Source organism: Pseudomonas aestuarii, from assembly GCF_027988105.1.
Lineage (GTDB): Bacteria > Pseudomonadota > Gammaproteobacteria > Pseudomonadales > Pseudomonadaceae > Aquipseudomonas > Aquipseudomonas aestuarii.
Window position 1 is genome coordinate 112,669 of record NZ_JAQJZJ010000004.1, and the last position, 24,197, is coordinate 136,865.

The window sequence follows — 24,197 nt, forward strand, 5'->3', positions numbered from 1 at the left end:
CGTCGAGATCAGCCGATCTGGGAAATCTTCAGCAGATGCCGCAAGTCGTTGAGAATCGCCTTGCCCTTGCTGCGGCTGTCGTAGCGCAGCACCAGATTGCCGCGCGGATCGACAATCCACAGCTGCGCCCCTTCGGCTTTGCCGGCGACTTCGCCATAGGCCTGGGGCTCGAGTTGATAGCGGGCCAGCTGCGGGTATTCGCGGCGCAGCAGCGCGTCATAGTCATCGGCCAAAGGCTGGGTGCTGGCCACGGCATGTGAGGCGCGTGCGGTATCGCGGTTGAGGCCGATATGGATCTGCCGCGCGAGAAACACCAGCTGCTTGCAATCCGTATCGCAGGTGCCCGGTACTGTCACCAGCAACTGCCAGCGCACCTCCGGCGCACCGGAAACACCGAGATCGGCGCGGGTCTGGCCGGTGCCGATCAGCTCGCCGTGGTAGCTGCGGGTTTCCGGGACCCAGAAGCGCCACTGGTACATGGCGCTGGCCAGGATCATCGGACCGATAACCACGGCGAGGATCATGATCAGTTGCAGGCGACCTCGCCGACGACGGCTGGGCGACACTTCAGGAAGCGTGATGGCTGGGTTCATGGCGAGTCTCCCGCGCGTTATGCAAACCTAAATAGATGAACAGGCCGAGCAAAGCCGTTGCCAAGGCGAACCATTGAAAAGCATAGCCCAGGTGTTTGTCCGGGCTCATGGCGATCACCGGCCAGTCGACCCGAAAAGACCCGGGACCGGGGGCTAGACGCACCTCATGACTCAGGCCCGCGCGCCCCAACTCTCGCCAGATTTGGTCCGGTTTGACCGCGCTGATCACGCGTGGCCAGGCCTTGCCCTGTGGCCCCTGCTGCAGCTGCAAGCCATCGCCCAGCGACACATACACCGAGGCCTGGAGGCGCAGCGGAGTATCGGGCGTGGCGAACGTCGGGGTTATGCGGCGATCCGGCCAAGGCAGCCAGCCGCGATTGAGCAGCAGCCACTGGCCGCTGGCCTGATCATGAAAGGGTTGCAGGATTTCGACGCCCGCCTGGCCATCACGGGTGCGGTTATCCAGCAGGAAACTGTGCTGCGCATCGAAGTAACCCTGCAGTTTTACCCGCACATAGGCAGGGTTGGCCTGCTTCTCGAGCTCAGCGATGGCAACAGGTGCGGCCAGTTGCTGGGCTTGATTGTCGACCAGCAACTGGCGCTTTTCTTCGGCGCGCGCCAACTGCCAGAAACCCAGGGCGATAAGCGCAGGAAACAGCATCAGCACCAGCAGACTGGGCAGCCAGCCAGGGCGAAAGACGTTCATCGCGCCCGCCCCGAAGCCCGGGCCAAGCTGGTTATACTGCATCTGCAACACATTACTCTCCCCCCGGAGTTACCCATGCTCAAGGTCGCAATCGTCCTCTTGCTACTCGCTACAGTGGTCAGCCTGTTCAGCGGTCTCTTCTTCCTGGTCAAGGACGAGGGGCGCTCTTCCCGAGTGGTCAATTCCCTGACCGTTCGGGTCACGCTCACCGCCCTGACTGTAGCCCTGATTGCCTGGGGCTTCTATAGCGGCCAACTGGTGCCCCAGGTGACGTGGTAAACACCGGCCACCGCCTGAAACGCCCCCTGGCGCCTAGCCTGGCCGCGCGGGTCAGAGCACATAAACGAAGGTGAACAAGCCGATCCACACCACATCGACGAAGTGCCAGTACCAGGCGGCCGCCTCGAAACCGAAGTGATGCTCGGGGCTGAAGTGGCCACGCAAGACGCGCACCAGCATCACCGTCAGCATGATGGCCCCCAAGGTGACGTGGGCACCGTGGAAACCGGTGAGCATGAAGAAGGTCGCGCCATAGATGCCCGAGCCCAGGGTCAGGCCGAGTTCGGTGTAGGCATGGATATATTCTTCGGCCTGGAACACCAGGAACGCCGCGCCGAGTACCAGGGTCAACGCCAGCCAGAGTGTCAGCGGTTTGCGCTGGTTCTTGCGCAGGGCATGGTGGGCGAAGGTCAGGGTGAAGCTGGAACTCACCAGCAGCACGGTGTTGAGCAACGGCAAGCCCCAGGCGCTGATGATCCCGCTGGGGGCCGGGTAGAGCTTGGGATCCGGGGTGTTGAGCAGCGGCCAGCTGTACTCGAAGCCCGGCCAGAGCATGTTGGCGATACCCTTGTCGCCTTCGCCGCCCAGCCAGGGCCCGGCCCAGTTGCGCACATAGAACAGCACGCCGAAGAAGGCGGCGAAGAACATCACCTCGGAGAAGATGAACCAGCTCATGCCCCAGCGGAACGAGAGGTCCATCTGCGAGCTGTACAGGCCGGAACGGCCTTCCTTGATCACGGTGCCGAACCAGCCGAACAGCATGTAGGCGAGGAACAGGCCGCCGACGAAGAAGATCAGCGGGCCGTTGGAGTCGGCCCGCTCGGCCTTCATATCGTTGAACCAGGTACCGAGCCCGACGACCGTGATCAGCAGGCCAAGGGTGGCAATAATCGGCCACTTGCTCTGGGCCGGAACGTAGTACTGCTCATGAGCTGCCATCTTTGTTCTCCTTATTGGCCCACCTGGGCTACAGGCGGTTTACTCGCAGTGATATCGAACAGGGTGTAGGCCAGGGTCAGGTGGCGCACATCTGCCGGTAAATCTCGATCGACGATAAAACGGACCGGCATTTCAATACGTTCACCGGGCTGCAGAACCTGCTGGGTAAAGCAGAAACACTCGGTCTTGTGGAAATACGCCGCCGCCTTGGAGGGCGCAATACTGGGGATCGCCTGAGCAGTCATCGGCTTGTCCGTGGGGTTGTGCGCGACGAACACCATCTGCGTGCTGTCACCCGGATGCACCGTCACTTCATCGCCCAGCGGGCGGAATCCCCAGACCATGTCGGCCGCATTGGTGGCGAGAAACTGCACGCGCACCTGGCGCGACAGATCCACGCTTTGCTGCCCGGCCTCATAGACCCCGGCGGTTTTACCGTTAATGCCGAAGGCCTGGCACATCACGTCGTAGATCGGCACCAGGGCGAAACCGAAGCCGAACATCGCCACCACCACCAATGACAGGCGGATAACCAGGCGGCGAATCGGCAGGGCTTCACTCATGGCCGCGGTTCCTTACTTCACTTCCGGCGGGGTCTGGAAGGTGTGATACGGCGCTGGCGACGGGATCGTCCACTCCAACCCTTCGGCACCATCCCAAGGCTTGGCCGCCGCCGGCTTGCCGCCACGGATGCACTTGATGACGATGAACAGGAACAGCAACTGGGTCGCGCCGAACATGAAGGCACCGATGCTCGAGACCATGTTGAAGTTGGCGAACATCATGTTGTAGTCCGGGATGCGCCGCGGCATGCCGGCCAGACCGACGAAGTGCATCGGGAAGAACGCCAGGTTCATGCCGACGAAGCTCATCCAGAAGTGCAGCTTGCCGAGGGTCTCGTCGTACATGTGGCCGGTCCACTTCGGCAGCCAGAAGTAGGCCGAGGCGAAGATGCCGAAGATCGCCCCCGGGACCAGCACATAGTGGAAGTGCGCCACCACGAAGTAGGTGTCGTGGTACTGGAAGTCCGCCGGGGCGATGGCCAGCATCAGTCCGGAGAAACCGCCGATGGTGAACAGGATGACGAAGGCCACCGAGAACAGCATCGGCGTTTCGAAGGTCATCGACCCGCGCCACATGGTACTGGCCCAGTTGAATACCTTCACCCCGGTCGGCACGGCGATCAGCATGGTGGCGTACATGAAGAACAGCTCGCCGGTCAGCGGAATGCCGACGGTGAACATGTGGTGCGCCCAGACGATGAACGAGAGGAAGGCGATGGACGCCGTGGCGTAGACCATCGAGGTGTAGCCGAACAGCGGCTTGCGCGCGAAGGCCGGGATGATCGCACTGACCGCGCCGAACGCCGGCAGGATCATGATGTACACCTCGGGGTGGCCGAAGAACCAGAACACGTGCTGGAACAGCACGGGGTCACCGCCACCGGCAGCGCTGAAGAAACTGGTGCCGAAGTGGATGTCCATCAGCATCATGGTCACGCAGCCGGCCAATACCGGCATCACCGCAATCAGCAGGAAGGCGGTGATCAACCAGGTCCAGACGAACAGCGGCATCTTCATCAGGGTCATGCCGGGGGCGCGCAGGTTGAGAATGGTGGCGACCACGTTGATCGCGCCCATGATCGAACTGATGCCCATCAGGTGCACGGCGAAGATGAAGAAGGTCACGCTTTCCGGCGCGTAGGTGGTGGACAGTGGCGCGTAGAAGGTCCAGCCGAAGTTCGGACCGCCGCCTTCCATGAACAGGGTGCTGACCATCATGCTGAAGGCCGCCGGAAGCAGCCAGAAGCTGAAGTTGTTCATCCGCGGCAAGGCCATGTCCGGCGCACCGATCATCAGCGGAATCATCCAGTTGGCCAAGCCGACGAAGGCCGGCATTACCGCCCCGAAGACCATGATCAGGCCATGCATGGTGGTCATCTGGTTGAAGAATTCCGGCTGCACGATCTGCAGGCCCGGCTGGAACAACTCGGCGCGAATCACCATGGCCATAGTGCCACCGAGGAGGAACATGGCGAAGCTGAACCACAGGTACATGGTGCCGATGTCTTTATGGTTGGTGGTCAGCACCCAACGCATCAGACCTTTGGCCGGTCCGTGATGATGGTCATCCCCGGCATGGCCATGGCCTTTATGATCCGTATCGATCACTGCACTCATGTCCTTACTCCTGAGCTTGTTTGAACGCGAGAACGTCTTGTGGCGTGACCATGTCACCCACTTTGTTGCCCCAGGCGTTGCGTTCGTAGGTGATGATCGCGGCAATGTCGACTTCCGACAGTTGCTTGCCGAAAGCAGCCATGGCGGTGCCCGGCTTGCCGTTGACCACGATGCCGATATGGCCTGCGACTGGGCCGGTGGCGATAGCCGAACCCTTGAGCGCCGGGAACATCGGTGGCAAGCCTTCACCCGTAGGCTGATGGCATGCGGCACAGTTGGTGGTGTAGGCCTTTTCGCCGCGGGCCAGGAGTTCCTCCTGGGTCCACTCCTTGCTGGTCAGCTCCTGTTCGGCCAGCGCGAGCTGTTTGCGCTCGGTCAACCAGAGGGCAAAATCGTCCTTCGACTTGACCTCGACCACGATGGGCATGAAACCGTGGTCCTTGCCGCACAGCTCGGCGCACTGACCGCGATAGAGGCCTGGTTCCTCGACCCGCGTCCAGGACTCATTGACGAAACCGGGAATGGCGTCCTTCTTCACGGCCAGGGCCGGCACCCACCAGGAATGGATCACATCGGCGGAGGTAATCAGAAAGCGTACTTTTGTACCGACCGGCACCACCAGCGGCTGATCCACCTCGAGCAGGTAGTGCTCGCCCTTTTCGGCGCGGTTATGGATCTGGTCTTGCGGGGTGGTCAGGTTGCTGAAGAACTCGACGTCCTGGCCCAGGTATTTGTAGTGCCATTTCCACTGGTATCCGGTGACCTGGATATCCAGCTCGGATTCCGAGCTGTCGTAGATGTCGATCAGCGTCTTGGTCGCCGGGATCGCCATCAGCACCAGAATCACCAGCGGCACCACGGTCCAGAGGATCTCCACCGTGGTGCTTTCGTGAAAGTGCGCGGGCTGCTGCCCCGTTGAGCGGCGGTGAATCAGCATCGACCAGAACATCGCGCCGAATACCACAACACCGATCACGACGCAGATCCAGAAAATGGTCATGTGCAGGTCAAACACCGAGCGACTGACCTCAGTAGCGCCGGGCGCCATGTTGAGCGTCCAGCTGGCATGAGCCGAACTGAATACCAAACACAGCAGGAGGCTCATCCAAACACGTGGATGTCGCATCATTGCGGGTTCCCCTTATCGTTCTTGTTATCCCGCCGGCGGAGCATGCAGCAAAAGGATCGACGGCCATGACAACTGTCGAAACCTCTCCGTGCCGAAGCCCGTCCGGTGTTATCAGGTACTGTCTTTCGAATTCGAGTATAGACGGCGACTTCGACCTGGCAACGTCAAAACAAAAATCGTCAACGCCGCGCAAGCCTTGCGCTAAACGCCACCGTGGGTGTGGCCCGGCTAGAATGAGCGATAGCGTGTTATAGCGCGCTCGTATAAGTATGAAAAATTTATGACAATCGCATCTGAGCAGTCGCCGACAGCCAGCTATGGTTCACGCCCATGTCCTCACATCAGGAGTAGTCATGAATATCCCCGCCTTGCGCGAACTGATTCAGCGCGCTCACCAGCACGATGCCAGCAGCAAGCAACTCTGCGCACAACTGAGTACGCAACTGGAGCGTCTGCATCCCTCCATCCGCCTACCCGAGATTGACGCCCTGGGAGTGCTGACGCGCTTTGTCAGCGCCTATATCGAGCAGGTGCCCGATGTTCTGGAGGCGGCCAACCAGGTCGCGCGCGAAGCCGGCATCGAAGCGCAGATCAAGCCCGTACTGAAAGTCGCCGAAGAGTTTTTCCTCCAGCCGCCTGCACTGATGGCCGGACATGACGGTCTCGATGGTCTGCTGGACGAAGCCTACCTGGCCCACCGCCTGGTCGAGGAGGTCAACGACCGCTACATCGCCCACCTTGGCCGCCCCCTGATTCCGCTGGACACCACGGTGGCCAACCTGATCGCCCACCAGTTGATCGGCGAGCCGTTTGCCAATCAGCTGGACGAAGCCGTGCACCACGCCGTGGATGGCATGCTCGACGAGGCCAGCTTCGACCAGGCCTCCGTGCAGGCCTATCGCGAGCGCTTGAGCGACCCGCACACCGAAGCCGCTTGGAAACGCTGGCCCTGCCTGTCAGGCCAACTGGGAGTAGAACTGCAGCTGGACGAATCGCGAGCGGCGAGCTGACAAGCGCGCGCACGAACCGGTAACAAGACGTTCGCGGGGCTGGCCGGCGGTGAAAGATTTTCGCCTACTGCGGCCGCTTGAAAACGACCACGACAGCGCCCGATATTTTCCCAACCGCTGAGCGCAGCGCCGTCCGCCCTTGCTCTGCCGGATGCCGCTAGCTTTCAGACCTGCAAATAACGTGGCCGCGGTGTGGCCATCGGCAGGGGGCCGTCGCCGATCTGCCGGAACTCGCCTTTTTCGGCGTCATACGCCTTGATCGCGCTGGTCTCGATGTCATACACCCAGCCATGGATGAATAATTGCCCGCTGGCCAGGCGCGAGGCTACCGAGGGATGAGTACGCAGGTGGTCGAGTTGGGCCACCACGTTCTCCTCGGTGAGGATGCCCAGGGTGTTGTGGTCGGCGCAGCCGCAATTGTCCTCCACCACGATCTTGGCCACTTCGGCATGGCGCAGCCAGGCTTTTACCGTCGGCATGCGCTCCAGGTCTTCGGGGTTGAGCACCGCCTTCATCGCGCCACAGTCGGAATGCCCGCAGATGATGATGTGCTGCACGCCCAGTGCCATCACCGCGTACTCGATGGCGGTGGAGACCCCGCCCATCATCTGCCCGTAGGGCGGCACCACATTGCCGACGTTGCGGGAGACGAACAGGTCGCCGGGATCGCTCTGGGTAATCAATTCGGGGACGATGCGCGAATCGGCGCAGGTGATGATCATCGCCCGTGGCGTCTGCTCATGGGCGAGCTTCTTGAACAACGCCTGTTGCTGCGGAAAGACTTCCTTACGGAAGCGCTGAAAGCCTTCGACGATATGCCGCAGTGCTTCCTCCGCGCTTTCCACCACGCGAGTGTTCTGCTGCTCTTGCTTGTCCATAGGGCTAACCTCGAAAAATCTGCGGGGGGCGCATCCTTCTGGCGCGGCCAATGTCCCGGGCCGGTGATTGCGCACCCTTACTGGACACTCCACACGCACCTTGGGTCACCGCGAACCCGGCCAATGGTGACCTTCCAGATCGCCTGTTCGATCGACAGCAATTCGCGTTCCAGTGCAAGGTTCGCCACGGACATCTGCAGGCGGCCGCAGGCAACCCGTGGCGCATAACCTCCCATTATTCAGAGCAGGCTCAGCTGCGCCCCCGGCGGGCAGAACTGCGAGCAGTCCAGGCCCTGGGTATCGCGGCGGTCCAGGCCGAGCTTGCGGCTGGCCAGGCGAAAGCGCTGGGCCAGCAGCTCGGCAAACGGGCCCTCGCCGCGCATGCGGCTGCCGAAGCGGCTGTCGTAGTTCTTGCCGCCGCGCGACTGGCGGATCAGGCTCATGACATGGGCGGCGCGCTCGGGGAAGTGCGCCTGCAGCCACTGTTCGAACAGCTCGGCGATTTCCAGCGGCAGGCGCAGCAGCACATAGCCGGCAGAGCGCGCGCCGGCATCGCGGGCGGCCTCGAGCAGGCGCTCCAGCTCGCTGTCATTGATCAGCGGAATCATCGGCGCGCACAGCACCCCGACCGGCACACCGGCCTCGTGAAGTGTGCGCATGGCACGCAGACGCGCCCCCGGCGAGGCGGCACGCGGCTCCATGATGCGTTTCAGTTCGTCGTCGAGGGTGGTCAGGCTGAAGGCCACGCTGACCAGGCGCTGACTGGCCAGCTCGCCGAGCAGCTCGAGATCGCGCAGGATCAGCGAACCCTTGGTGATGATGTTCACGGGATGCTTGTAGCGCAGCAGGATTTCCAGGGCCTGGCGGGTCAGGCGCTGCTCGCGCTCGATCGGCTGGTAGGCATCGGTGTTGATGCCCAGGGCGATCGGCTGCGGCACGTAGCCGGGCTTCTGCAATTGCTCTTCCAGGCGGCTGGCGAGGTTGGTCTTGGCGATCAGCCGGGTTTCGAAATCGATACCCGGCGACATATCCCAGTAGGCGTGGCTGGGTCGGGCGAAGCAGTAGATGCAGCCGTGCTCGCAGCCCCGATAGGGATTCAGCGAACGGTCGAAACCGACATCCGGTGAGTGGTTGCGGGTGATGACGCTCTTGGCCATCTCGCTGCGCACTTCGGTGGCGCGCGACGGCGGCGTCTCGTCCTGGAACCAGCCATCGTCCTCGGCCACCGAACGGGTCGGCGCGAAGCGGTTATGCGGGTTGCTGGCGGTAGCGCGACCGCGCGGCGGCAGGGAAACGGACATGGGATGACTCCGGCAGAATACTGTATATAAATACAGCTATTCTGACTGATCACCAAGTACCAGCCGTCGCCTGTCGGCTCAGGCCGTCGACCCTCCGGTCATGAACACGGCCTGAGGCAGCCGCTTCCCATCCGCCATCGCGTTCATCGCACCCAGGCTCGCGCCTGGGTCCGCCGCCCGTGACGCTAGGCGTCAGCGCCGAATCCAACACCTGGCAAACTGCGGCGCCGGGCGACAAAACCGGTTGGCCCGTGCGGGTTCACTCGGTCGGCTTCTTCAGCTTGGGATTGGGGAAGAACTGCACCGCCTGCACCTTGGCATCGGCGACCTTGGGCTTCAGCGCGCTGACGTTGACCCTGGTCGGCAGCTCCTTGGGCACCGAGTTGCCGCGCGCATCCAGGGTGTCGGCGTAACCGCAGCCCACGCATTCGCGGTGCGGCACGCCGTCTTCGTCCCACATCTGGATCTTGTCCATCTCGCTGCAGGCCGGGCACACGGCACCGGCAATAAAGCGCCTCTTGCTTACCTTAGGCTCGTCGCTCATGCGGCCTCCTGGCTCAGGCCCAGATGGCGCAGCAGCGGGTCGATGCTCGGCTCGCGGCCGCGGAAGTCGACAAACAGCTGCATCGGTTCCTGGGAACCGCCGCGGGCGAGAATCGCCTCGCGGAAGGCACGACCGGTGGCGCTGTTGAACACCCCTTCTTCCTCGAAGCGCGAGAAGGCGTCCGCCGAGAGCACTTCGGCCCATTTGTAGCTGTAGTAACCGGCCGCGTAACCGCCGGCGAAGATGTGCGCAAAGCTGTTGGGGAAGCGGTTGTAGGCCGGCGGACGCAGCACCGAGACTTCGTCACGGATGCCTTCGAGCACCTCGAGCACGCTGCGACCGTCGCCGTGAGTGGCGTGCAGTTCGAAGTCGAACAGGGAGAACTCCAGCTGACGCACCATCATCAGCCCGGACTGAAAGTTCTTTGCCGCGAGCATCTTGTCCAGCAGGTTCTGCGGCAGGGCGTCGCCAGTCTGGTAGTGCCCGGAAATCAGCGCCAGGCCTTCGGGCTCCCAGCACCAGTTCTCCATGAACTGGCTTGGCAGCTCGACCGCATCCCAGGCCACGCCATTGATCCCCGACGCGCCGGCATGCTCGACCCGGGTCAGCAGGTGGTGCAGGCCGTGGCCGAACTCGTGGAACAGGGTGGTGACTTCGTCGTGGGTCAGCAGCGCCGGCTTGTCGCCGACACTAGGGGTGAAATTGCACACCAGATTGGCCACCGGGCTGATCAGCTTGCCCGAGGCGCTGCGCCGCTTGTCGCGGGCGCCGTCCATCCAGGCGCCGCCGCGCTTGTTGGCGCGCGCGTAGAGGTCGAAGAAGAAGCGCCCGACGTGCTGGCCCTGCTCCTTGATCTCGAACAGGCGTACATCCGGGTGCCAGCTGTCGAACCCGGACAGCTCCTCGATCTGGATGCCGTAGAGCTTCTCGACGATGGCGAACAGGCCGCCCAGCACCTTGTCGATGGGAAAATAGGCGCGGAGGATTTCCTGGGAGATGCTGTAGCGCTGCTCGCGCAGCTTCTCGCTGTAGTAGCCGACATCCCAGCTTTGCAGGTCGCGGCAGCCTTGTTCGGCGGCGAAGGCCTGCAGCTCGGCCAGGTCCTGGGCGGCAAACGGTTTGCTGCGCAGCGCCAGGTCGCGCAGGAAGTGCAGCACCTGATCGGTGGACTCGGCCATCTTGGTCGCCAGGCTCAGCTCGGCATAGTTGGCAAAACCGAGCAGCTTGGCCAGCTCCTGGCGCAAGGCGAGGATTTCCAGCATCACCGGGCTGTTGTCGTGCTGACCGGCGTTCGGCCCCTGATCGGAGGCGCGGGTGCAGTAGGCGGCATACAGCTCTTCGCGCAAGGCGCGGTCATCGGCGTAGGTCATCACCGCGAAGTAGCTGGGGAACTCCAGGGTGATCAGCCAGCCATCCAAACCCTTGGCTTCGGCGGCCTGTTTCATCTGCGCCTTGGCCGAGTCGGTCAGGCCGGCCAGCGCCGCCTCCTCGCTGACCTGCTTGCTCCAGGCCTGGGTGGCATCGAGCAACTGATTGGAGAAGCGGCTGCCGAGCTCGGAGAGCTTGATCTGAATGGCGCCGAAGCGCTGCTTCTCGGCTTCCGGCAGATCGATGCCGGACAGGTGGAAGTCGCGCAGGCTGTGCTTGAGGATGGTCTGCTGGGCGACCTCGAACCCGGCCGCCTCGGGGCTGGCGGCCAAGGCATGGTAGGCCTCGTACAGCGCACGGTTATGGCCCAGCTCGGTCGAGTACTCGGACAGCTTGGGCAGGCAGGTCTCATAGGCCGCACGCAACTCGGCGTTGTTGCACACCGCATTGAGGTGACTGACCGGGCTCCAGGCGCGGCCCAGGCGATCATTCAATTCGTCGAGCGCCAGCACCAGCCCGTCCCAACTCGGCTGGCTGGCCTGGCGGCCGAGCAACTCGGCGATGGCCGCGCGGTTGTCGGCGAGAATGCTATCGATGGCCGGCTCGACGTGCTCCGGGCGAATTGCGGAGTAGGGCGGCAGGTCGAAATCTTGCAGCAGCGGATTGTTCGCAGTCACGGTGGCACCTTGGCTAATTCGGGCGGCGTCGAACGCGCCGTAATGGCGGCTATCTTAATACAAGCCAGGCCCGCGGCCGCAGCAAAGCGCTCTATCGGCACGATTGACCTGACGGGAGCACATCAGCGCGCCCCCGGCCGTGATGCTAGCCCTGGTAACACACCAACTGGTCGCGGCCGCCGCGCTTGGCGGCGTAGAGCGCCTCATCGGCGGCGGCAAACAGCTGTTCGGGCTGTTCGAAGGGACCATCGGCCAGGCTGGCCAGGCCGATACTCAGGGTCAGGGGCACATCGCCCTCGTCCAGATTGGCCAGCTCGCGGCGCAAGCGTTCGGCCAGCACCTTGGCGTCCTCTGCACTGCTGTTCGGCATGATCACGGCGAATTCCTCACCACCGTGGCGGCAGGCAATGAACGGCTTGCGCACCTGACATTGCAGCAGCCGCGCCAGCTTCTGCAGGGCGCGGTCGCCAGCCTGATGGCCGTGGTTGTCGTTGAAGCGCTTGAAGTGGTCGATGTCCAGCAGCAACAGGCTGAGCGGCCGGCCGAGCTGACGCGCCACCTGCAGCTCCTTGTGCATCTGACTGTCAAAGTGGCGGCGATTGCACAGGCCGGTCAGGGCGTCCAGATAGCTGCTGCGCTTCAACTCGCGCACCCGGCTGCCGAGGGCCAGCGACAGCAGCAGCATCTCGATCAGCGAGCCGAGCTGGAAGGCATTCTGCGTGAGCACATTGTGCGGCAGCCAGCCGAAGGACTTCAGCATGTAGATCACCACCCCGACCAACAACGCGCTCCAGGCCAGCAGGTAGTAGCGGGCCGGACGGGCACCGGCCAGTAGCGCGACCACCCCGAGCAGCAGCAACTGCAGGGTGATCACCAGGGTCAGCGCGGCAAACGGCTGGATCAACTGGCCATAACTGAACCCGGGGATGCCCAGCATCAGCAACACGCACAAGCCCTGCAGCACCTGACTGAGCCGATCCAGGCGCGGCGCCAACTGGCGGGTGGCGAGGATGCCGCGGGCGAACTGCAGGGCCCAGAGCAGCGACATCCCGAGCAGCAGCAGCAGGCTGTCATTGGCCAGGCGTGGGTTGTCCGGCCAGAGGAACTGGTAGCTCAGACCGTTGTGCACGGCCATGTACAGGCCGTAGCAGCTGACATACAGCAGGTAGAAGAAGAATGCCCGGTCACGCACCACCAGGAACATGAACAGGTTGTACAGCACCAGCGACAGGAAGGCGCCGTAGTAGAAGCCGTAGGCCAGCTGTTCCAGGCTGATGCGCTCGAACAGCGCCTGCGCCGAGGACAGGCTCAGGCCGATGTTGATCGGCCCGGCCGAGGCATAGCGCAGGTAATAGGTCTGCTCACTGTAGGGCGGCAGGTCCAGGCTGAAGATGAAATCGCGATGGTGGATCTCGCGGCTGGCGAAAGGCCGCCGGTCACCGGTGTTGCGCACCTGCCAGCTGCCATCTGGCTGAGGGCTCCAGAAGTCGAGCCAGTCGATCAGCGGATAGTCCTGGCGCAGCATCAGGTGGCGGATTTGCGCGCTGGGGTTGCTCAGGTGAACGCGCACCCACCAGGCCGAATGACTGAAGCCGAAATTGGCCGAGTCCGCTTGGTTGTCCCGGAAATCCATGGCCTGGACCTGTTCCAGGCCGAGCTGGCCACTGGGGTCCTCCAGCAACTGCAGATGCGGCGCCAGGTTGAGCATCTCGCCCTGTTGTGGCGCAAGCAACGCGCTGGCCTCGGCCTGAACCAGCCCGAGACACAGCCACAGCGACAACCCTGCCAGCATGCGCCAGGCCGCCGCCCTTACACTCAATAAATCCCCCACCACCATCGAAAACCTGACCTTGCGTCTACGCGCCCCTCCGGCAACCGGGAGGAAGCTTTTTGCCGAATTCTGCCAGCACAAGTGGCCCTGAGCCATTAGTTTCCGGCGAGCGGTTCCGAGCGCAAGACCGGCGTTATCGGTCAGAGTTGATTACACTCAGGAAAAACCCAGCTCGGGAGACTCCCATCGTGGCCATCCGCAGTTACCAACAGTTCACTCCGCTGCTCGGCGAGCGGGTATTCGTCGATACTTCCGCCGTGGTGCTCGGCGATGTCGAAATCGGCGCCGACAGTTCGATCTGGCCGCTGGTGGTGATCCGTGGCGACATGCACAGCATCCGCATCGGCGAGCGCACCAGCATCCAGGATGGCAGCGTGCTGCACATCACCCACGCCGGGCCCTTCAACCCGCGCGGCTACCCGCTGAATATCGGCGACGACGTGACCATCGGCCACAACGTCACCCTGCACGGCTGCAACATCGCCAACCGGGTGCTGATCGGCATGGGCAGCATCATCATGGATGGCGCGGTGATCGATGAGGAAGTGGTGCTCGGCGCCGGCAGCCTGGTCACCCCCGGCAGCCACCTGGAAAGCGGCTACCTGTACATCGGCAGCCCGGCGAAACAAGCCCGCGAGCTGAGCGAAAAGGAACGCAGCTACTTCCGCTACAGCGCCGACAACTACGTGCGCCTGAAGGATCAGCACCTGATGGAAGAAGGTTACGCCGGCTGACCACCTGGCGCGCTCCTGCCAGGATCGCGCGTCGTCCTTGCCCTGTTTTCAGCCCCTGGATACTAGTGACATGCACTACCAGCACATCCTCTTCGACCTCGACGGCACCCTGACCGACCCGCGCGAGGGGATTACCCGTTCGGTGCAGCATGCGCTGGCGCAACTCGGCATCGTCGAACCTGACCTGCAGGCGCTGGAGCATTTCATCGGCCCGCCGTTGCTGCAGTGTTTCATGCAGACCTATGGCTTCGACGAGGCCACGGCCTGGCGGGCGGTGGGGCATTACCGCGAAAGGTTTCGCGAGGTCGGGCTGTATGAGAATCGGCTGTTCGATGGCGTGGGCGAGCTGCTGGAACTGCTGCTCACGCAGCAGCGAACCCTGTATATCGCCACCAGCAAGCCGGCGGTATTTGCCGTGGAGATTGCCCGGCACTTCGATTTCGCCCGGCACTTCAAGGTGATATACGGCAGCGAACTGGACGGCACGCGCACCGACAAGGTCGAGCTGATCGGCCATCTGCTGGAGCGGGAAGGCTTATCGGCCAATAGCACCCTGATGATCGGCGACCGCAAGCACGATTTGATCGGCGCACGGCGCAACGGCCTGGATGCGGCGGCGGTGGGCTATGGTTTCGGCAGCCATGAGGAGTTGCAGGCCGAGGCGCCGACCTATCATTTCGCCAGCCTGGCCGAACTGCACCGGGCCTTTATCGACTGAGACCCGGGATAGGCAGGCGTGAGGCGCGGATGGACAGGCCACTACGCGACTCACCCATTCTCCTGTCCGCCGTTCTTCTGGTAGATGATCTTCTTGGTGCCGCCGGCGCAGCTGCCGACCACCATGCTCTGATCCTGCACCTCGTCGTTGTCGACGATCTCCAGGGTGTAGCTGGACACGCCAGCGGCCTGGATCTTCACCTCGATTTCCTGCTTCAGTTCCTCGCAGGGCTTGGGCGCCGCCCATGCAACGCTGCCGAGCAACCCAAGCAGCACCGCCACTGTCCATCGGTTCATCGTGCACCGCCTTGCTGTTGCGAAACTCTCCCCTGTTTGACTGGCGCGCGGTACAGCAAGTTCTAGCGGGCTTTGGCCAAGGCTTGCAGTGCCGCGGTGCGGTCCCCGGCTGGCAACTTGCCGAGAACGGCGGCTCGTCGATAGAAGCGCGACCAATCGCCGCCGACCTCGGCGAAGATGGTGGCGAACGCCGGGACCCACTTGTGGTACAGGCCGAACGGCAGCAGCTTGGCGTTGTTCAGCGGCGCCGCGACCCAGGCGTCGTAGCGGCCGCGACCGCCCCACTCGCGCTCACGCAGGGCGCGGTACTCCTGGCGCAGACGTTCGAACTCGGCCTGCTTGGCCACCCGCGTGGCGTCTGTTGTCAGGTCGCGGGCATACAGTTGCTTGAGGCGCGCGCGGCTGGCCAGCACCAGCGCGATGAACTGTTCATGCTGCCTGGCTTCGCGACGCCCGCCGGCACTCAAGCCCAAGCCGCGCGCCTGCTGCCACTGGCGCAGTCCTTCGCGCTCGACGAAGGTGGCGAAGGATTCGTTGAACGCGGTGTCGTCGGCCACATACAGTTGCTGGTGGGCCAGTTCGTGGAAGATCACCGCCACCAGGCGTTCATCGCTCCAGCGCAGCATGCTGCTGAGAATCGGGTCGTCGAACCAGCCCAGGGTGGAATAGGCCTCGACCCCGGCCAGGTAGGTGTCGAAGCCGCGCTGCTTGAGTAGGGCCGCCGCGCCACGGCCGCGGCCCAGGCTGTAGTAGCCGCGATAGGCCACGCAGCCGGCGATGGGAAAGCAGTGCAGCTCGGGCTGGACGGAAAACTCCGCCGTGGCGAACAGGTTCCACACCACGAAAGGCCGCTGGATATCGGCATACAGGCGGTAGCTGCGGTTATCCGGCAGGTCCAGCTCGGCACTGGCAAAGTCGCGCACCTGCTGAGTCAGAATCAGGCGTTGCTGCAGGCCGGGATCCACCTGCGGATCATGCAGCAAGGCAGCCACCGGTTGGCGCGCCTGCAGCAACTGCAGCTGACCCCGGGCCAGGTGGCCGTAATAATCCAGGGTGCCGCAACCGCCGAGTAACAGCAGCGCCGCCAGCAGCGGAACCCAGGGCCGGCAGATGGTGTCGACAAAAGAGTGAGCGATGCGATAGGTCATACCCAGCACGCTAGCGCATTGCAGCTGCTGTCCGCACTATCGGCGTACGCTAATTGCATAGCATTAACTGCGGAGTCTTCCATGCGTTATCCAGCCCTGATTGTCGGCCTGTTGCTTCTCAGCGCCTGTGCCTCACCGCTGCCGCCGCGCGACCCCGGCCTGGCCTGGGTCGACCTGTACACCACGGCCAGCGATCTGCTGATGGCCGAGGAACTCGACGGCCAGCGCGTCAACGATGGCCGCTACTTCCAGATCACCCCGGGCGCCCACGAACTGATCGCACGCTACCAGTTCGACGTGCCGGGCGGCGGCAGCCTGATGGCCGAGCCGGTCCAGCGCACCTGCGAGATCCGCGTGCGCTATGACGACTTCGCCGCCGGTCAGCGCTACCGGATCGAAGCGCGGGAACTGGCGATGAGTGCCCAGGCCTGGCTCTACGACGCGCAACGCAATGTGCTGGCACGGGCCAAGGTACTGCGCTGCGGCGTGTTCTAGCACGAGCCGGCAAGCCGATCCGCCGGCAACGGGTGGATCGGCACAATGCCGATGAGTGGGCCAGGCATGGGTTGCTGCACCCTGAGCCGCGCTCGGTCTACATCGCTCAGCTGTCGAGCACCGCTTCCAGGGTGATCTCGGCATTCAGCACCTTGGATACCGGGCAACCATTCTTGGCGGCCTCCACCGCCTGCTCAAAGGCGGCCCGATCCGCACCCGGGATCTTCGCGCGCAGGCTGAGATTCACGGCGGTTATGGCGAAGCCGCCGTCGACCTTGTCCAGCGTTACCTCGGCCTTGGTCTCGATGCTTTCGGCGGTCATCCCGGCGTCACCCAGTTCCTTGGACAGGGCCATGGAAAAACAGCCGGCATGGGCCGCGCCGATCAGCTCTTCCGGGTTGGTGCCCGGCTGATCCTCGAAACGCGTATTGAAGCCATAGGGACTGCTGGACAAGGCACCGCTCTGGGTGGAAATAGTGCCTGTGCCGTCTTTGAGGCCGCCTTGCCAGTGGGCCGATGCTGTCTTTTTCATCTAAACGCTCCATTGCATAAGGGCTACAGAGTTCAGAGGGCTATAGGCGCGACAAGTTCGCGGCGATTTAGCCGGCACGCACCTGGGCGACAATCTCGAAGGCGCGCAAGCGGTCGGCGAACTCGTAAAGATCGCAGGTGAAGATCAGCTCGTCGGCGCCGGTCTGCTCCAGCAGCACCTCCAGGCGCGCCCGGACTTTCTCCGGGCCGCCGACCACCGCCATGCCGAAGAAGCTGGCAACCGCCTCTTTTTCGTGGGGCAGCCACAGCCCCTGCATGCTCTTGACCGGCGGTTTCTGCACCAGGCTGTGGCCACGGATCAGGGCAAGAATGCGCTGGTAGGCCGAGGTCGCCAGGTAGTCCGCCTGCTCGTCGCTGTCGGCGGCTACCAGTGGCACACCGAGCATCACATAGGGCTCATCGAGCACCGCCGAGGGTTTGAAGTGGTTGCGGTAGACGCGAATCGCCTCGTGCATGTAGCGCGGCGCGAAGTGCGAGGCGAAGGCATAGGGCAGGCCTTTCTCGCCCGCCAACTGGGCGCTGAACAGGCTCGAACCGAGCAGCCAGATCGGCACATTGGTGCCTGTGCCCGGCATGGCGATGACCCGCTGATTCGGCGTGCGTGGGCCCAGATAGCCCTGCAACTCCTCGACATCGCGGGGGAAGTCATCGGCGCTGCCGCTGCGCTCGCGGCGCAGGGCATGGGCGGTGAACTGGTCGGCGCCGGGCGCGCGGCCCAGTCCCAGGTCGATGCGCCCCGGGTACAGGGTGGCGAGAGTGCCGAACTGCTCGGCGATCACCAACGGGGCGTGATTGGGCAGCATCACCCCGCCGGAGCCGACACGAATGGTCGTGGTGCCCGCGGCCAGGTAACCCAGCAGCACCGCGGTCGCCGAACTGGCGATACCGTCCATGTTGTGGTGCTCGGCCACCCAGAAGCGGGTGAAACCGAGGCGCTCGACATGTCGGGCCAGTGCCAGGGAGTTGTGCAACGCCTGCTCGGGTCCGCCGTCATCGCGGATCGGCGCGAGGTCGAGGGTGGAAATCTTGGTCTGTGCGAGTGCGCTCATCTGCCCCTGCCTGTTCGAATACGGTCTATCGAGGCGAGTCGACACCCGAGTGGAATGCGTGGGCATACTTTACGGCGTCCAGGGACGACCGGCCAGCAGGCGCCGCCTGCGCTGCACGGCGCGCGGCAGATCCTATGTCAGTGCGCCAGGACTGCAGGAGGGTGGCAAACCGACAACCCATCCACCAGCGCGGGGGATGGGTTGCCGGTTATCCACCCGGCTAGCGTCGCCCGCATCGACCCAGGCCAATCCGGGGCACGACCGTGGTCACAAGCCCCCTGCCCCGGATTGCCTTCGGGCTGCATATTTTCAAGGATCGCTGGGCGGCTGTTAAGCCAAGGGGCTGCTCAGCTATCGCTGATGCGGAAACCGACCTTGAGGGTCACCTGATAGTGGCCGACTTTGCCGTTTTCGATATGCCCGCGGTTTTCCAGGACTTCGTACCATTCCAGGTTGCGGATCGACTTGGCACACTCGGCCAGGGCATTGTTGATCGCCTCATCGCTGCTGATGCGCGAAGAGCCGACTACTTCGACTTTCTTGTAGGTGTGGTGATCAGACATGGCGGTTTCTCCTCGAAGGGGTAGTTAAACGCTAGTCGATAAGTCGGCAGTCCGCGGTTTCTCTTTGCTCGGATGAGCGGTACAGGCGGCGGTCGAATCGCCGCCTTCAGCCCGCCAACTCGCCGCGCAGCCACTCGGCCAGGCACTGCGCGCGCTTGTCCAGGCGCCGCGCGGGAACCCACAAGGCCAGCCGCGCCGGGGTTGCGACGAACCCCCAGGGGGCCACCAGACGCCCGGCTGCCAGATCGTCGGCAACCAGTTGTTGCGGCGCGATGGCCACGCCCAGGCCAGCCGCGGCGGCCTCCAGCAGGTAGTAGAGATGCTCGAAGCCCTGACCCAGCTTGAGTGCGCCCGACTCGAGGCCATTGCGCGCCGCCCAGCTCGGCCAGGCTTGCGGACGCGAGCTGGTGTGCAGCAAGGGTTCGCCCAGCAGTGCCGCTGCGGGTGCCTGGTGCAGCGCGGCAAAGCGCCCATAGCGCGGACTCAAGACCGGTCCTATGTGCTCGACCGCCAGCTCGAACACCTGCATGTCCGCCGGCCAGGGTGGCTCGGCAAACCACAGGGTGGCGTCGACCCCGGCGCGGCGTGGATCCAGCTCACCCTCGCTGGCCGAGAGTTGCAGGCGCAACTCCGGCAGTTCGCGATTGAGCCGATCCAGGCGCGGAATGAACCAGCGTGCCAGCAGGCTGCCCGGGCAGGCCAAGACGAAGGGCGCCTCGGCCTGCCCCTGCTGCAGTTCGCTGCAGACCGCCCGCAGCCGCTCGAACGCCTCGCTGCTGACATCGCGCAGGCGTACCCCGGCATCTGTGAGTTTAAGGCCACGCCCGTCCTTGACGAACAAGGCCACGCCGAGGTGCTCCTCCAGCGCCCGGAGCTGGCGGCTGACCGCGCCGTGGGTGACATGCAGCTGTTCTGCCGCCAGGCTGACGCTCTGCAGGCGGGCGGCGGCCTCGAACGCACGCAGGGCATTGAGGGGGGGGAGCGCTCGGGTCATCTGTGAGTTTTCCTGACAGGTTGCGGCAATCTTATCGCTTTTGTCCCGGCCCCCACAGCCTTATCCTGTGTCCATTGTCGCAGGAGCCGCAGGTCGCCATGCCCCGCCTCCCAGACGCCCAACACTCCCAGGAGAACGTCATGACTTCATTCCGCAGCGGCCCCGATGCCAACGGCCTGTTCGGCTCGTTTGGTGGCCAGTATGTCGCCGAAACCCTGATGCCGCTGATCCACGAACTGGCCGCGGAATACGAGAAAGCCAAGGCCGACCCGAGCTTCCTCGAAGAACTGGCCTACTTCCAGCGCGACTTCGTCGGCCGGCCGAGCCCGCTGTATTTCGCCGAGCGCCTGACCGAGCATTGCGGCGGCGCGAAGATCTACTTCAAGCGTGAAGAGCTCAACCACACCGGCGCGCACAAGATCAACAACTGCATCGGCCAGGCCCTGCTGGCGCGGCGCATGGGCAAGCAACGCATCATCGCCGAGACCGGCGCCGGCATGCACGGCGTGGCCACCGCCACGGTAGCGGCGCGCTTCGGCATGGAATGCGTGATCTTCATGGGCACCACCGATATCGACCGCCAGCAGGCCAACGTCTTTCGCATGAAGCTGCTGGGCGCCACCGTGATTCCGGTGGTCGCCGGCACCGGCACCCTCAAGGATGCGATGAACGAGGCCCTGCGCGACTGGGTGACCAACGTCGACAACACCTTCTACATGATCGGTACCGTGGCCGGCCCGCACCCCTATCCGGCAATGGTGCGTGACTTCCAGGCGGTGATCGGCAAGGAAACCCGCACCCAGATCCTCGCTCAGGAAGGCCGCCTGCCCGACAGCCTGGTGGCCTGCATCGGCGGCGGCTCCAATGCCATCGGCCTGTTCCACCCCTTCCTCGACGACCAGGACATCCAGATTATCGGCGTCGAGGCGGCGGGTTACGGCATCGAAACCGGCAAGCATGCCGCCAGCCTCAACGGCGGCGTACCGGGCGTGCTGCACGGCAACCGCACCTTCCTGCTGCAGGACGACGATGGCCAGATCATCGACGCCCACTCGATTTCCGCCGGCCTGGATTACCCCGGCATCGGCCCGGAACACGCCTGGTTGCATGAGGTCGGTCGGGTCGAATACACCTCGGTGACCGACCAGCAAGCCCTCGACGCCTTCCACCAGTGCTGCCGCCTGGAAGGCATCATCCCCGCGCTGGAAAGCGCCCACGCCCTGGCCGAAGTGTTCAAGCGGGCGCCGACGCTGCCCAAGGAGCACCTGATGGTGGTCAACCTGTCCGGGCGCGGCGACAAGGACATGCAAACCGTGATGCACCACATGGGCGAACTGGAGAACCAAGCATGAGCCGCCTACAGACGCGCTTTGCCGAACTGAAACAACAGAACCGCGCCGCCCTGGTGACCTTCGTCACCGCCGGCGACCCCAACTACGCCGCCTCGCTGGCGATCCTCAAGGGCCTGCCGGCGGCCGGTGCCGACGTGATCGAACTGGGCATGCCCTTTACCGACCCGATGGCCGATGGCCCGGCGATCCAGCTGGCGAATATCCGCGCTCTGGACGGCGGACAGAACCTGGCCAAGACCCTGCAGATGGTTCGCGAGTTTCGCCAAGGCGAGCAGAACACGCCGCTGGTGCTGATGGGCTACTTCAACCCGATCCACCATTACGGCGTGGCGCGCTTTATCGCCGAGGCCAAGGAGTCGGGAGTCGACGGCCTGATCGTGGTCGACCTGCCGCCGGAACATAACATCGACCTCTGTGATCCGGCGCAAGCGGCAGGCCTGGACTTCATCCGCCTGACCACCCCGACCACCGACGATGCGCGCCTGCCCAAGGTGCTCAACGGCAGCTCCGGCTTCGTCTACTACGTCTCGGTGGCCGGCGTCACCGGCGCCGGCGCGGCAACCCTGGAGCACGTCGAGCAAGCGGTGGCCCGCCTGCGTCGGCATACCGACCTGCCGATCAGCATCGGCTTCGGCATCCGCACCCCGGAACACGCGGCGACCATCGCCCGCCTGGCCGAAGGCGTGGTGGTCGGCTCGGCGCTGATCGACCAGATCGCCCATGCCGAGGACAGCGAACAGGCCGTTCAGGGCGTGCTGAGCCTGTGTCGCGACCTGGCCGACGGGGTGCGCAACGCCCGCCTGTAACCCTCGCCAGCCAAAAAAGCCGCTATTGCCGCACAGGTGTAGCGGCTTTTTTGTTTGGGAAGAACCTGCAGGCGAGCATCGATAGCCACCTGACTAGAAGAAATACAGAATAACCACAGTCAAAATCCGAATACTGTTGCCCATAATGGAATGACCCGCCCAACAGGAGATGCGCGAGTGGACAGGTTTCAGGAGATGCAGGTGTTTCTCGCCGTCGCCGAGGAGCAGGGCTTTGCCGCCGCCGCCCGCCGCTTGAGTCTGTCGCCGCCCAGCGTGACTCGCGCGGTGGCAGCCCTCGAAGAACGCATCGGCACCCTGCTGCTGGCGCGTACCACGCGCAGCGTGCACCTGACCGAAGCCGGCCAGCGTTATGTGGAAGACTGCCGACGGATTCTCGTCGAGCTGGAGGAGGCCGAGGAATCCGCCGCCGGTAGCCATGCCATGCCCCGTGGCCTGCTGTGCCTGACCGCCCCGGTACTGTTCGGCGAACTGTTCGTCACTCCGCTGATGGTCGACTACCTCGAGCAGCACCCGGCGGTGACGATCAAGGCCCTGCTGCTCGATCGCGTGGCGAGCATGGTCGACGAGGGCATCGATGTCGCCGTGCGCATCGGCCACCTGCCTGACAGCGGCTTGCACGCCGTGCCGGTCGGCCACGTGCGCCAGGTGGTCTGCGCATCCCCGGCCTACCTGCAGCGGCACGGCCGGCCGGCCCATCCGCGCGACCTGCACGCGGCGCGCATCGTTCTCGCCGGCAGCAGCAGCCTGCTCACCGACTGGCAATTCAGCGCGCCCGAAGGGGTGCTGAGCATTCGCCCAGAGCCGCGCCTGGCGGTCAGCGCCAACCAGGCCGCGATCAATGCCGCCCAACTGGGCTGGGGCCTGACCCGCGTGCTCTCCTATCAGGTGGCCGCGCAGGTGGCCGCCGGCGAGCTGGAGCTGCTGTTGGAGCGCTTCGAGCCAGCGCCGCTGCCCATCCACGTGGTCTATCAAGGCGGTCGCAGGGTACCGGCCAAGGTGCGCAGCTTTGTCGATTATTGCGTCGAGCGCCTGCGCGGCGACGCGGCACTCAATCCGCCGGCGCGCTGACCGAGCATGGACCGCTATCAACAGATGCGCGCCTTTCAGGCCGTGGCCGAAGCCCTCAGCCTGGCCGCGGCGGCGCGGCGCCTGAGCCTGTCCGCACCGACGCTGACCCGCGCCATCGCCACCCTCGAGCAGCGTCTCGGCGCGCCTCTGCTGAGCCGCAGCACCCGCGGCGTACGGCTGACCGAGGCCGGCCAGCGCTTCGCCCTGGACTGCCAGCGCATCCTGCGCGAGGTGGCCGAGGCGGACGAGTTGGCCAGCGGCCTGCACCGGCAGCCGCGTGGCCTGCTGAGGCTGTCCACGCCGCTGCTGTTTGGTCAGCAGGTGCTGACGCCGATCCTGCTCGACTACCTGGATGCCTACCCCGAGGTGCAGATCCTCGGCCAGTACCTGGACCGCGTCCCCAACCTGCACGAGGAAGGGCTGGATGTCGCCATCCAGGTCGGCGAACTGGTGGACTCGTCCTTGTACGCCCTGCGGGTCGGGCATATTCGTCATGTGGTCTGCGCCAGCCCGGCCTACCTGGCCGCGCAGGGCGAGCCCGAGACCCCGCAGAGCTTGAGGGCACGGCAGATCATCCATTCGAGTGCCGATACGCGTTTGCCGGAATGGCGCTTTCAGCACAATGGTCAGGCTCTGACGGTGAACCTGCAGCCGCGCCTCAGTTGCGCCACCACCCAGGCGGCGATTGCGGCGGCCTGCCGGGACGCCGGCCTGACCCGCTGCATGAGCTATCAGATTCATGCGCAACTGCAGGCGGGCCACCTGCGAACGGTGCTGACCGCCTTCGAACTGCCCAGCCAACCGGTCCACCTGGTTTACCGGGAAGGCCGCCGGGCCGCCGCGCGGGTGCGCAGCTTCGTCGATTTCGCCGCGGCGAAGCTGCGCCAGCACCCCGCGCTCAATCCAAGCTGACGGCCGCCACCGATTGTCGCAACAAGCCGAACCGCACAAGCTCGGCGCACGGCC

Annotated in this window: 26 protein-coding genes; 9 read left to right on the top strand and 17 right to left on the bottom strand. The window is 64.3% G+C overall.

All coding sequences use genetic code 11. From position 1 onward, the window contains the following. Window positions 1-8 precede the first annotated feature (8 nt). Window positions 9-593 (bottom strand): hypothetical protein, encoded by a 585-nt coding sequence (locus tag PH586_RS10045; protein WP_271347629.1) that lies wholly within the window; start codon window positions 591-593, stop codon window positions 9-11. Then, window positions 568-1,299 (bottom strand): SURF1 family protein, encoded by a 732-nt coding sequence (locus PH586_RS10050; RefSeq protein WP_271347957.1) that lies wholly within the window; start codon window positions 1,297-1,299, stop codon window positions 568-570. The genes PH586_RS10045 and PH586_RS10050 overlap by 26 nt, the downstream gene beginning before the upstream one ends. A 75-nt stretch (window positions 1,300-1,374) precedes the next feature. On the opposite strand from PH586_RS10050, the gene PH586_RS10055 reads away from it, so the two are divergent. After that, window positions 1,375-1,578, top strand: coding sequence for a twin transmembrane helix small protein (locus PH586_RS10055; RefSeq protein WP_090500813.1), 204 nt, complete (start codon window positions 1,375-1,377; stop codon window positions 1,576-1,578). Between the two features lie 51 nt (window positions 1,579-1,629). Here PH586_RS10055 and PH586_RS10060 read toward each other — a convergent pair whose 3' ends face one another. The 4 genes from PH586_RS10060 to coxB are packed head-to-tail and all read right to left on the bottom strand — an operon-like array spanning window position 1,630 to window position 5,826. After that, the gene (locus PH586_RS10060) at window positions 1,630-2,517 is read right to left on the bottom strand and encodes a cytochrome c oxidase subunit 3 (protein ID WP_271347630.1); all 888 of its coding nucleotides are present in this window, start codon (window positions 2,515-2,517) and stop codon (window positions 1,630-1,632) included. A gap of 11 nt (window positions 2,518-2,528) precedes the next feature. After that, window positions 2,529-3,080, bottom strand: coding sequence for a cytochrome c oxidase assembly protein (locus PH586_RS10065; RefSeq protein WP_271347631.1), 552 nt, complete (start codon window positions 3,078-3,080; stop codon window positions 2,529-2,531). 12 nt (window positions 3,081-3,092) lie between these two features. Further along, window positions 3,093-4,697, bottom strand: a complete 1,605-nt coding sequence (gene ctaD / locus PH586_RS10070) for a cytochrome c oxidase subunit I (RefSeq protein ID WP_271347632.1) — start codon at window positions 4,695-4,697, stop codon at window positions 3,093-3,095. Between the two features lie 4 nt (window positions 4,698-4,701). Further along, window positions 4,702-5,826, bottom strand: coding sequence for a cytochrome c oxidase subunit II (gene coxB / locus PH586_RS10075; protein WP_271347633.1), 1,125 nt, complete (start codon window positions 5,824-5,826; stop codon window positions 4,702-4,704). Between the two features lie 353 nt (window positions 5,827-6,179). Here coxB and PH586_RS10080 point away from each other — a divergent pair, with 353 nt between their 5' ends. Further along, complete coding sequence (locus PH586_RS10080) at window positions 6,180-6,836, top strand: hypothetical protein (protein WP_271347634.1); 657 nt, start codon at window positions 6,180-6,182, stop codon at window positions 6,834-6,836. Window positions 6,837-7,000: 164 nt separating this feature from the next. Here the strand turns inward: PH586_RS10080 and PH586_RS10085 are convergent, their stop codons facing one another. From PH586_RS10085 to PH586_RS10105, 5 genes are all read right to left on the bottom strand, one after another. After that, the gene (locus PH586_RS10085; protein ID WP_271347635.1) at window positions 7,001-7,714 is read right to left on the bottom strand and encodes a carbonic anhydrase; all 714 of its coding nucleotides are present in this window, start codon (window positions 7,712-7,714) and stop codon (window positions 7,001-7,003) included. Between the two features lie 239 nt (window positions 7,715-7,953). Then, window positions 7,954-9,015 (bottom strand): PA0069 family radical SAM protein, encoded by a 1,062-nt coding sequence (locus tag PH586_RS10090; protein ID WP_271347636.1) that lies wholly within the window; start codon window positions 9,013-9,015, stop codon window positions 7,954-7,956. 259 nt (window positions 9,016-9,274) lie between these two features. Continuing rightward, on the bottom strand, window positions 9,275-9,559 hold the full coding sequence (locus PH586_RS10095; protein WP_271347637.1) for a YheV family putative zinc ribbon protein: 285 nt from the start codon (window positions 9,557-9,559) through the stop codon (window positions 9,275-9,277). After that, window positions 9,556-11,604 carry an oligopeptidase A gene (gene prlC, locus PH586_RS10100; protein ID WP_271347638.1) on the bottom strand — a complete coding sequence of 683 codons (2,049 nt, stop codon included), beginning with the start codon at window positions 11,602-11,604 and terminating at the stop codon, window positions 9,556-9,558. The genes PH586_RS10095 and prlC overlap by 4 nt, the downstream gene beginning before the upstream one ends. 145 nt (window positions 11,605-11,749) lie before the next feature. Further along, on the bottom strand, window positions 11,750-13,423 hold the full coding sequence (locus PH586_RS10105) for a diguanylate cyclase (protein ID WP_271347639.1): 1,674 nt from the start codon (window positions 13,421-13,423) through the stop codon (window positions 11,750-11,752). Window positions 13,424-13,623: 200 nt separating this feature from the next. Here PH586_RS10105 and PH586_RS10110 point away from each other — a divergent pair, with 200 nt between their 5' ends. Together PH586_RS10110 and PH586_RS10115 are read left to right on the top strand one after the other, a co-directional pair. Further along, complete coding sequence (locus PH586_RS10110; protein ID WP_271347640.1) at window positions 13,624-14,169, top strand: gamma carbonic anhydrase family protein; 546 nt, start codon at window positions 13,624-13,626, stop codon at window positions 14,167-14,169. Between the two features lie 70 nt (window positions 14,170-14,239). Further along, window positions 14,240-14,887, top strand: a complete 648-nt coding sequence (locus PH586_RS10115; protein ID WP_271347641.1) for an HAD hydrolase-like protein — start codon at window positions 14,240-14,242, stop codon at window positions 14,885-14,887. A gap of 50 nt (window positions 14,888-14,937) precedes the next feature. Here the strand turns inward: PH586_RS10115 and PH586_RS10120 are convergent, their stop codons facing one another. After that, window positions 14,938-15,183: a DUF1161 domain-containing protein gene (locus PH586_RS10120; protein WP_271347642.1), complete on the bottom strand. Its 246-nt coding sequence runs from the start codon at window positions 15,181-15,183 to the stop codon at window positions 14,938-14,940. A gap of 62 nt (window positions 15,184-15,245) precedes the next feature. After that, window positions 15,246-16,331, bottom strand: a complete 1,086-nt coding sequence (locus PH586_RS10125; RefSeq protein ID WP_271347643.1) for an aminopeptidase — start codon at window positions 16,329-16,331, stop codon at window positions 15,246-15,248. Window positions 16,332-16,412: 81 nt separating this feature from the next. Between PH586_RS10125 and PH586_RS10130 the strand changes: the two genes are divergently transcribed. Next, a complete protein-coding gene (locus PH586_RS10130; RefSeq protein WP_271347644.1) occupies window positions 16,413-16,826 on the top strand; it encodes a PA0061/PA0062 family lipoprotein in 414 nt (137 codons plus the stop codon). A gap of 106 nt (window positions 16,827-16,932) precedes the next feature. Here PH586_RS10130 and PH586_RS10135 read toward each other — a convergent pair whose 3' ends face one another. From PH586_RS10135 to PH586_RS10150, 4 genes are all read right to left on the bottom strand, one after another. After that, window positions 16,933-17,358 (bottom strand): OsmC family protein, encoded by a 426-nt coding sequence (locus tag PH586_RS10135; RefSeq protein WP_271347645.1) that lies wholly within the window; start codon window positions 17,356-17,358, stop codon window positions 16,933-16,935. Window positions 17,359-17,425: 67 nt separating this feature from the next. Then, window positions 17,426-18,427 (bottom strand): LLM class flavin-dependent oxidoreductase, encoded by a 1,002-nt coding sequence (locus tag PH586_RS10140; protein ID WP_271347646.1) that lies wholly within the window; start codon window positions 18,425-18,427, stop codon window positions 17,426-17,428. Between the two features lie 347 nt (window positions 18,428-18,774). Continuing rightward, window positions 18,775-18,990 carry a dodecin gene (locus tag PH586_RS10145; RefSeq protein ID WP_271347647.1) on the bottom strand — a complete coding sequence of 72 codons (216 nt, stop codon included), beginning with the start codon at window positions 18,988-18,990 and terminating at the stop codon, window positions 18,775-18,777. Between the two features lie 106 nt (window positions 18,991-19,096). Next, entirely contained in the window at window positions 19,097-19,984 is an 888-nt protein-coding gene (locus PH586_RS10150) for a LysR family transcriptional regulator (RefSeq protein WP_271347648.1), read from the bottom strand. Between the two features lie 140 nt (window positions 19,985-20,124). Here PH586_RS10150 and trpB point away from each other — a divergent pair, with 140 nt between their 5' ends. The 4 genes from trpB to PH586_RS10170 all read left to right on the top strand — a co-directional run bounded on the left by trpB (window position 20,125) and on the right by PH586_RS10170 (window position 24,143). Beyond that, window positions 20,125-21,336, top strand: coding sequence for a tryptophan synthase subunit beta (gene trpB / locus PH586_RS10155; RefSeq protein ID WP_271347649.1), 1,212 nt, complete (start codon window positions 20,125-20,127; stop codon window positions 21,334-21,336). Next, window positions 21,333-22,142, top strand: coding sequence for a tryptophan synthase subunit alpha (gene trpA, locus PH586_RS10160; protein WP_271347650.1), 810 nt, complete (start codon window positions 21,333-21,335; stop codon window positions 22,140-22,142). Before trpB ends, trpA begins: the two co-directional genes overlap by 4 nt. Before the next feature lie 177 nt (window positions 22,143-22,319). Further along, window positions 22,320-23,231 (top strand): LysR family transcriptional regulator, encoded by a 912-nt coding sequence (locus PH586_RS10165; RefSeq protein ID WP_271347651.1) that lies wholly within the window; start codon window positions 22,320-22,322, stop codon window positions 23,229-23,231. 6 nt (window positions 23,232-23,237) lie between these two features. Continuing rightward, a complete protein-coding gene (locus PH586_RS10170) occupies window positions 23,238-24,143 on the top strand; it encodes a LysR family transcriptional regulator (protein ID WP_271347652.1) in 906 nt (301 codons plus the stop codon). Window positions 24,144-24,197: the final 54 nt, after the last annotated feature.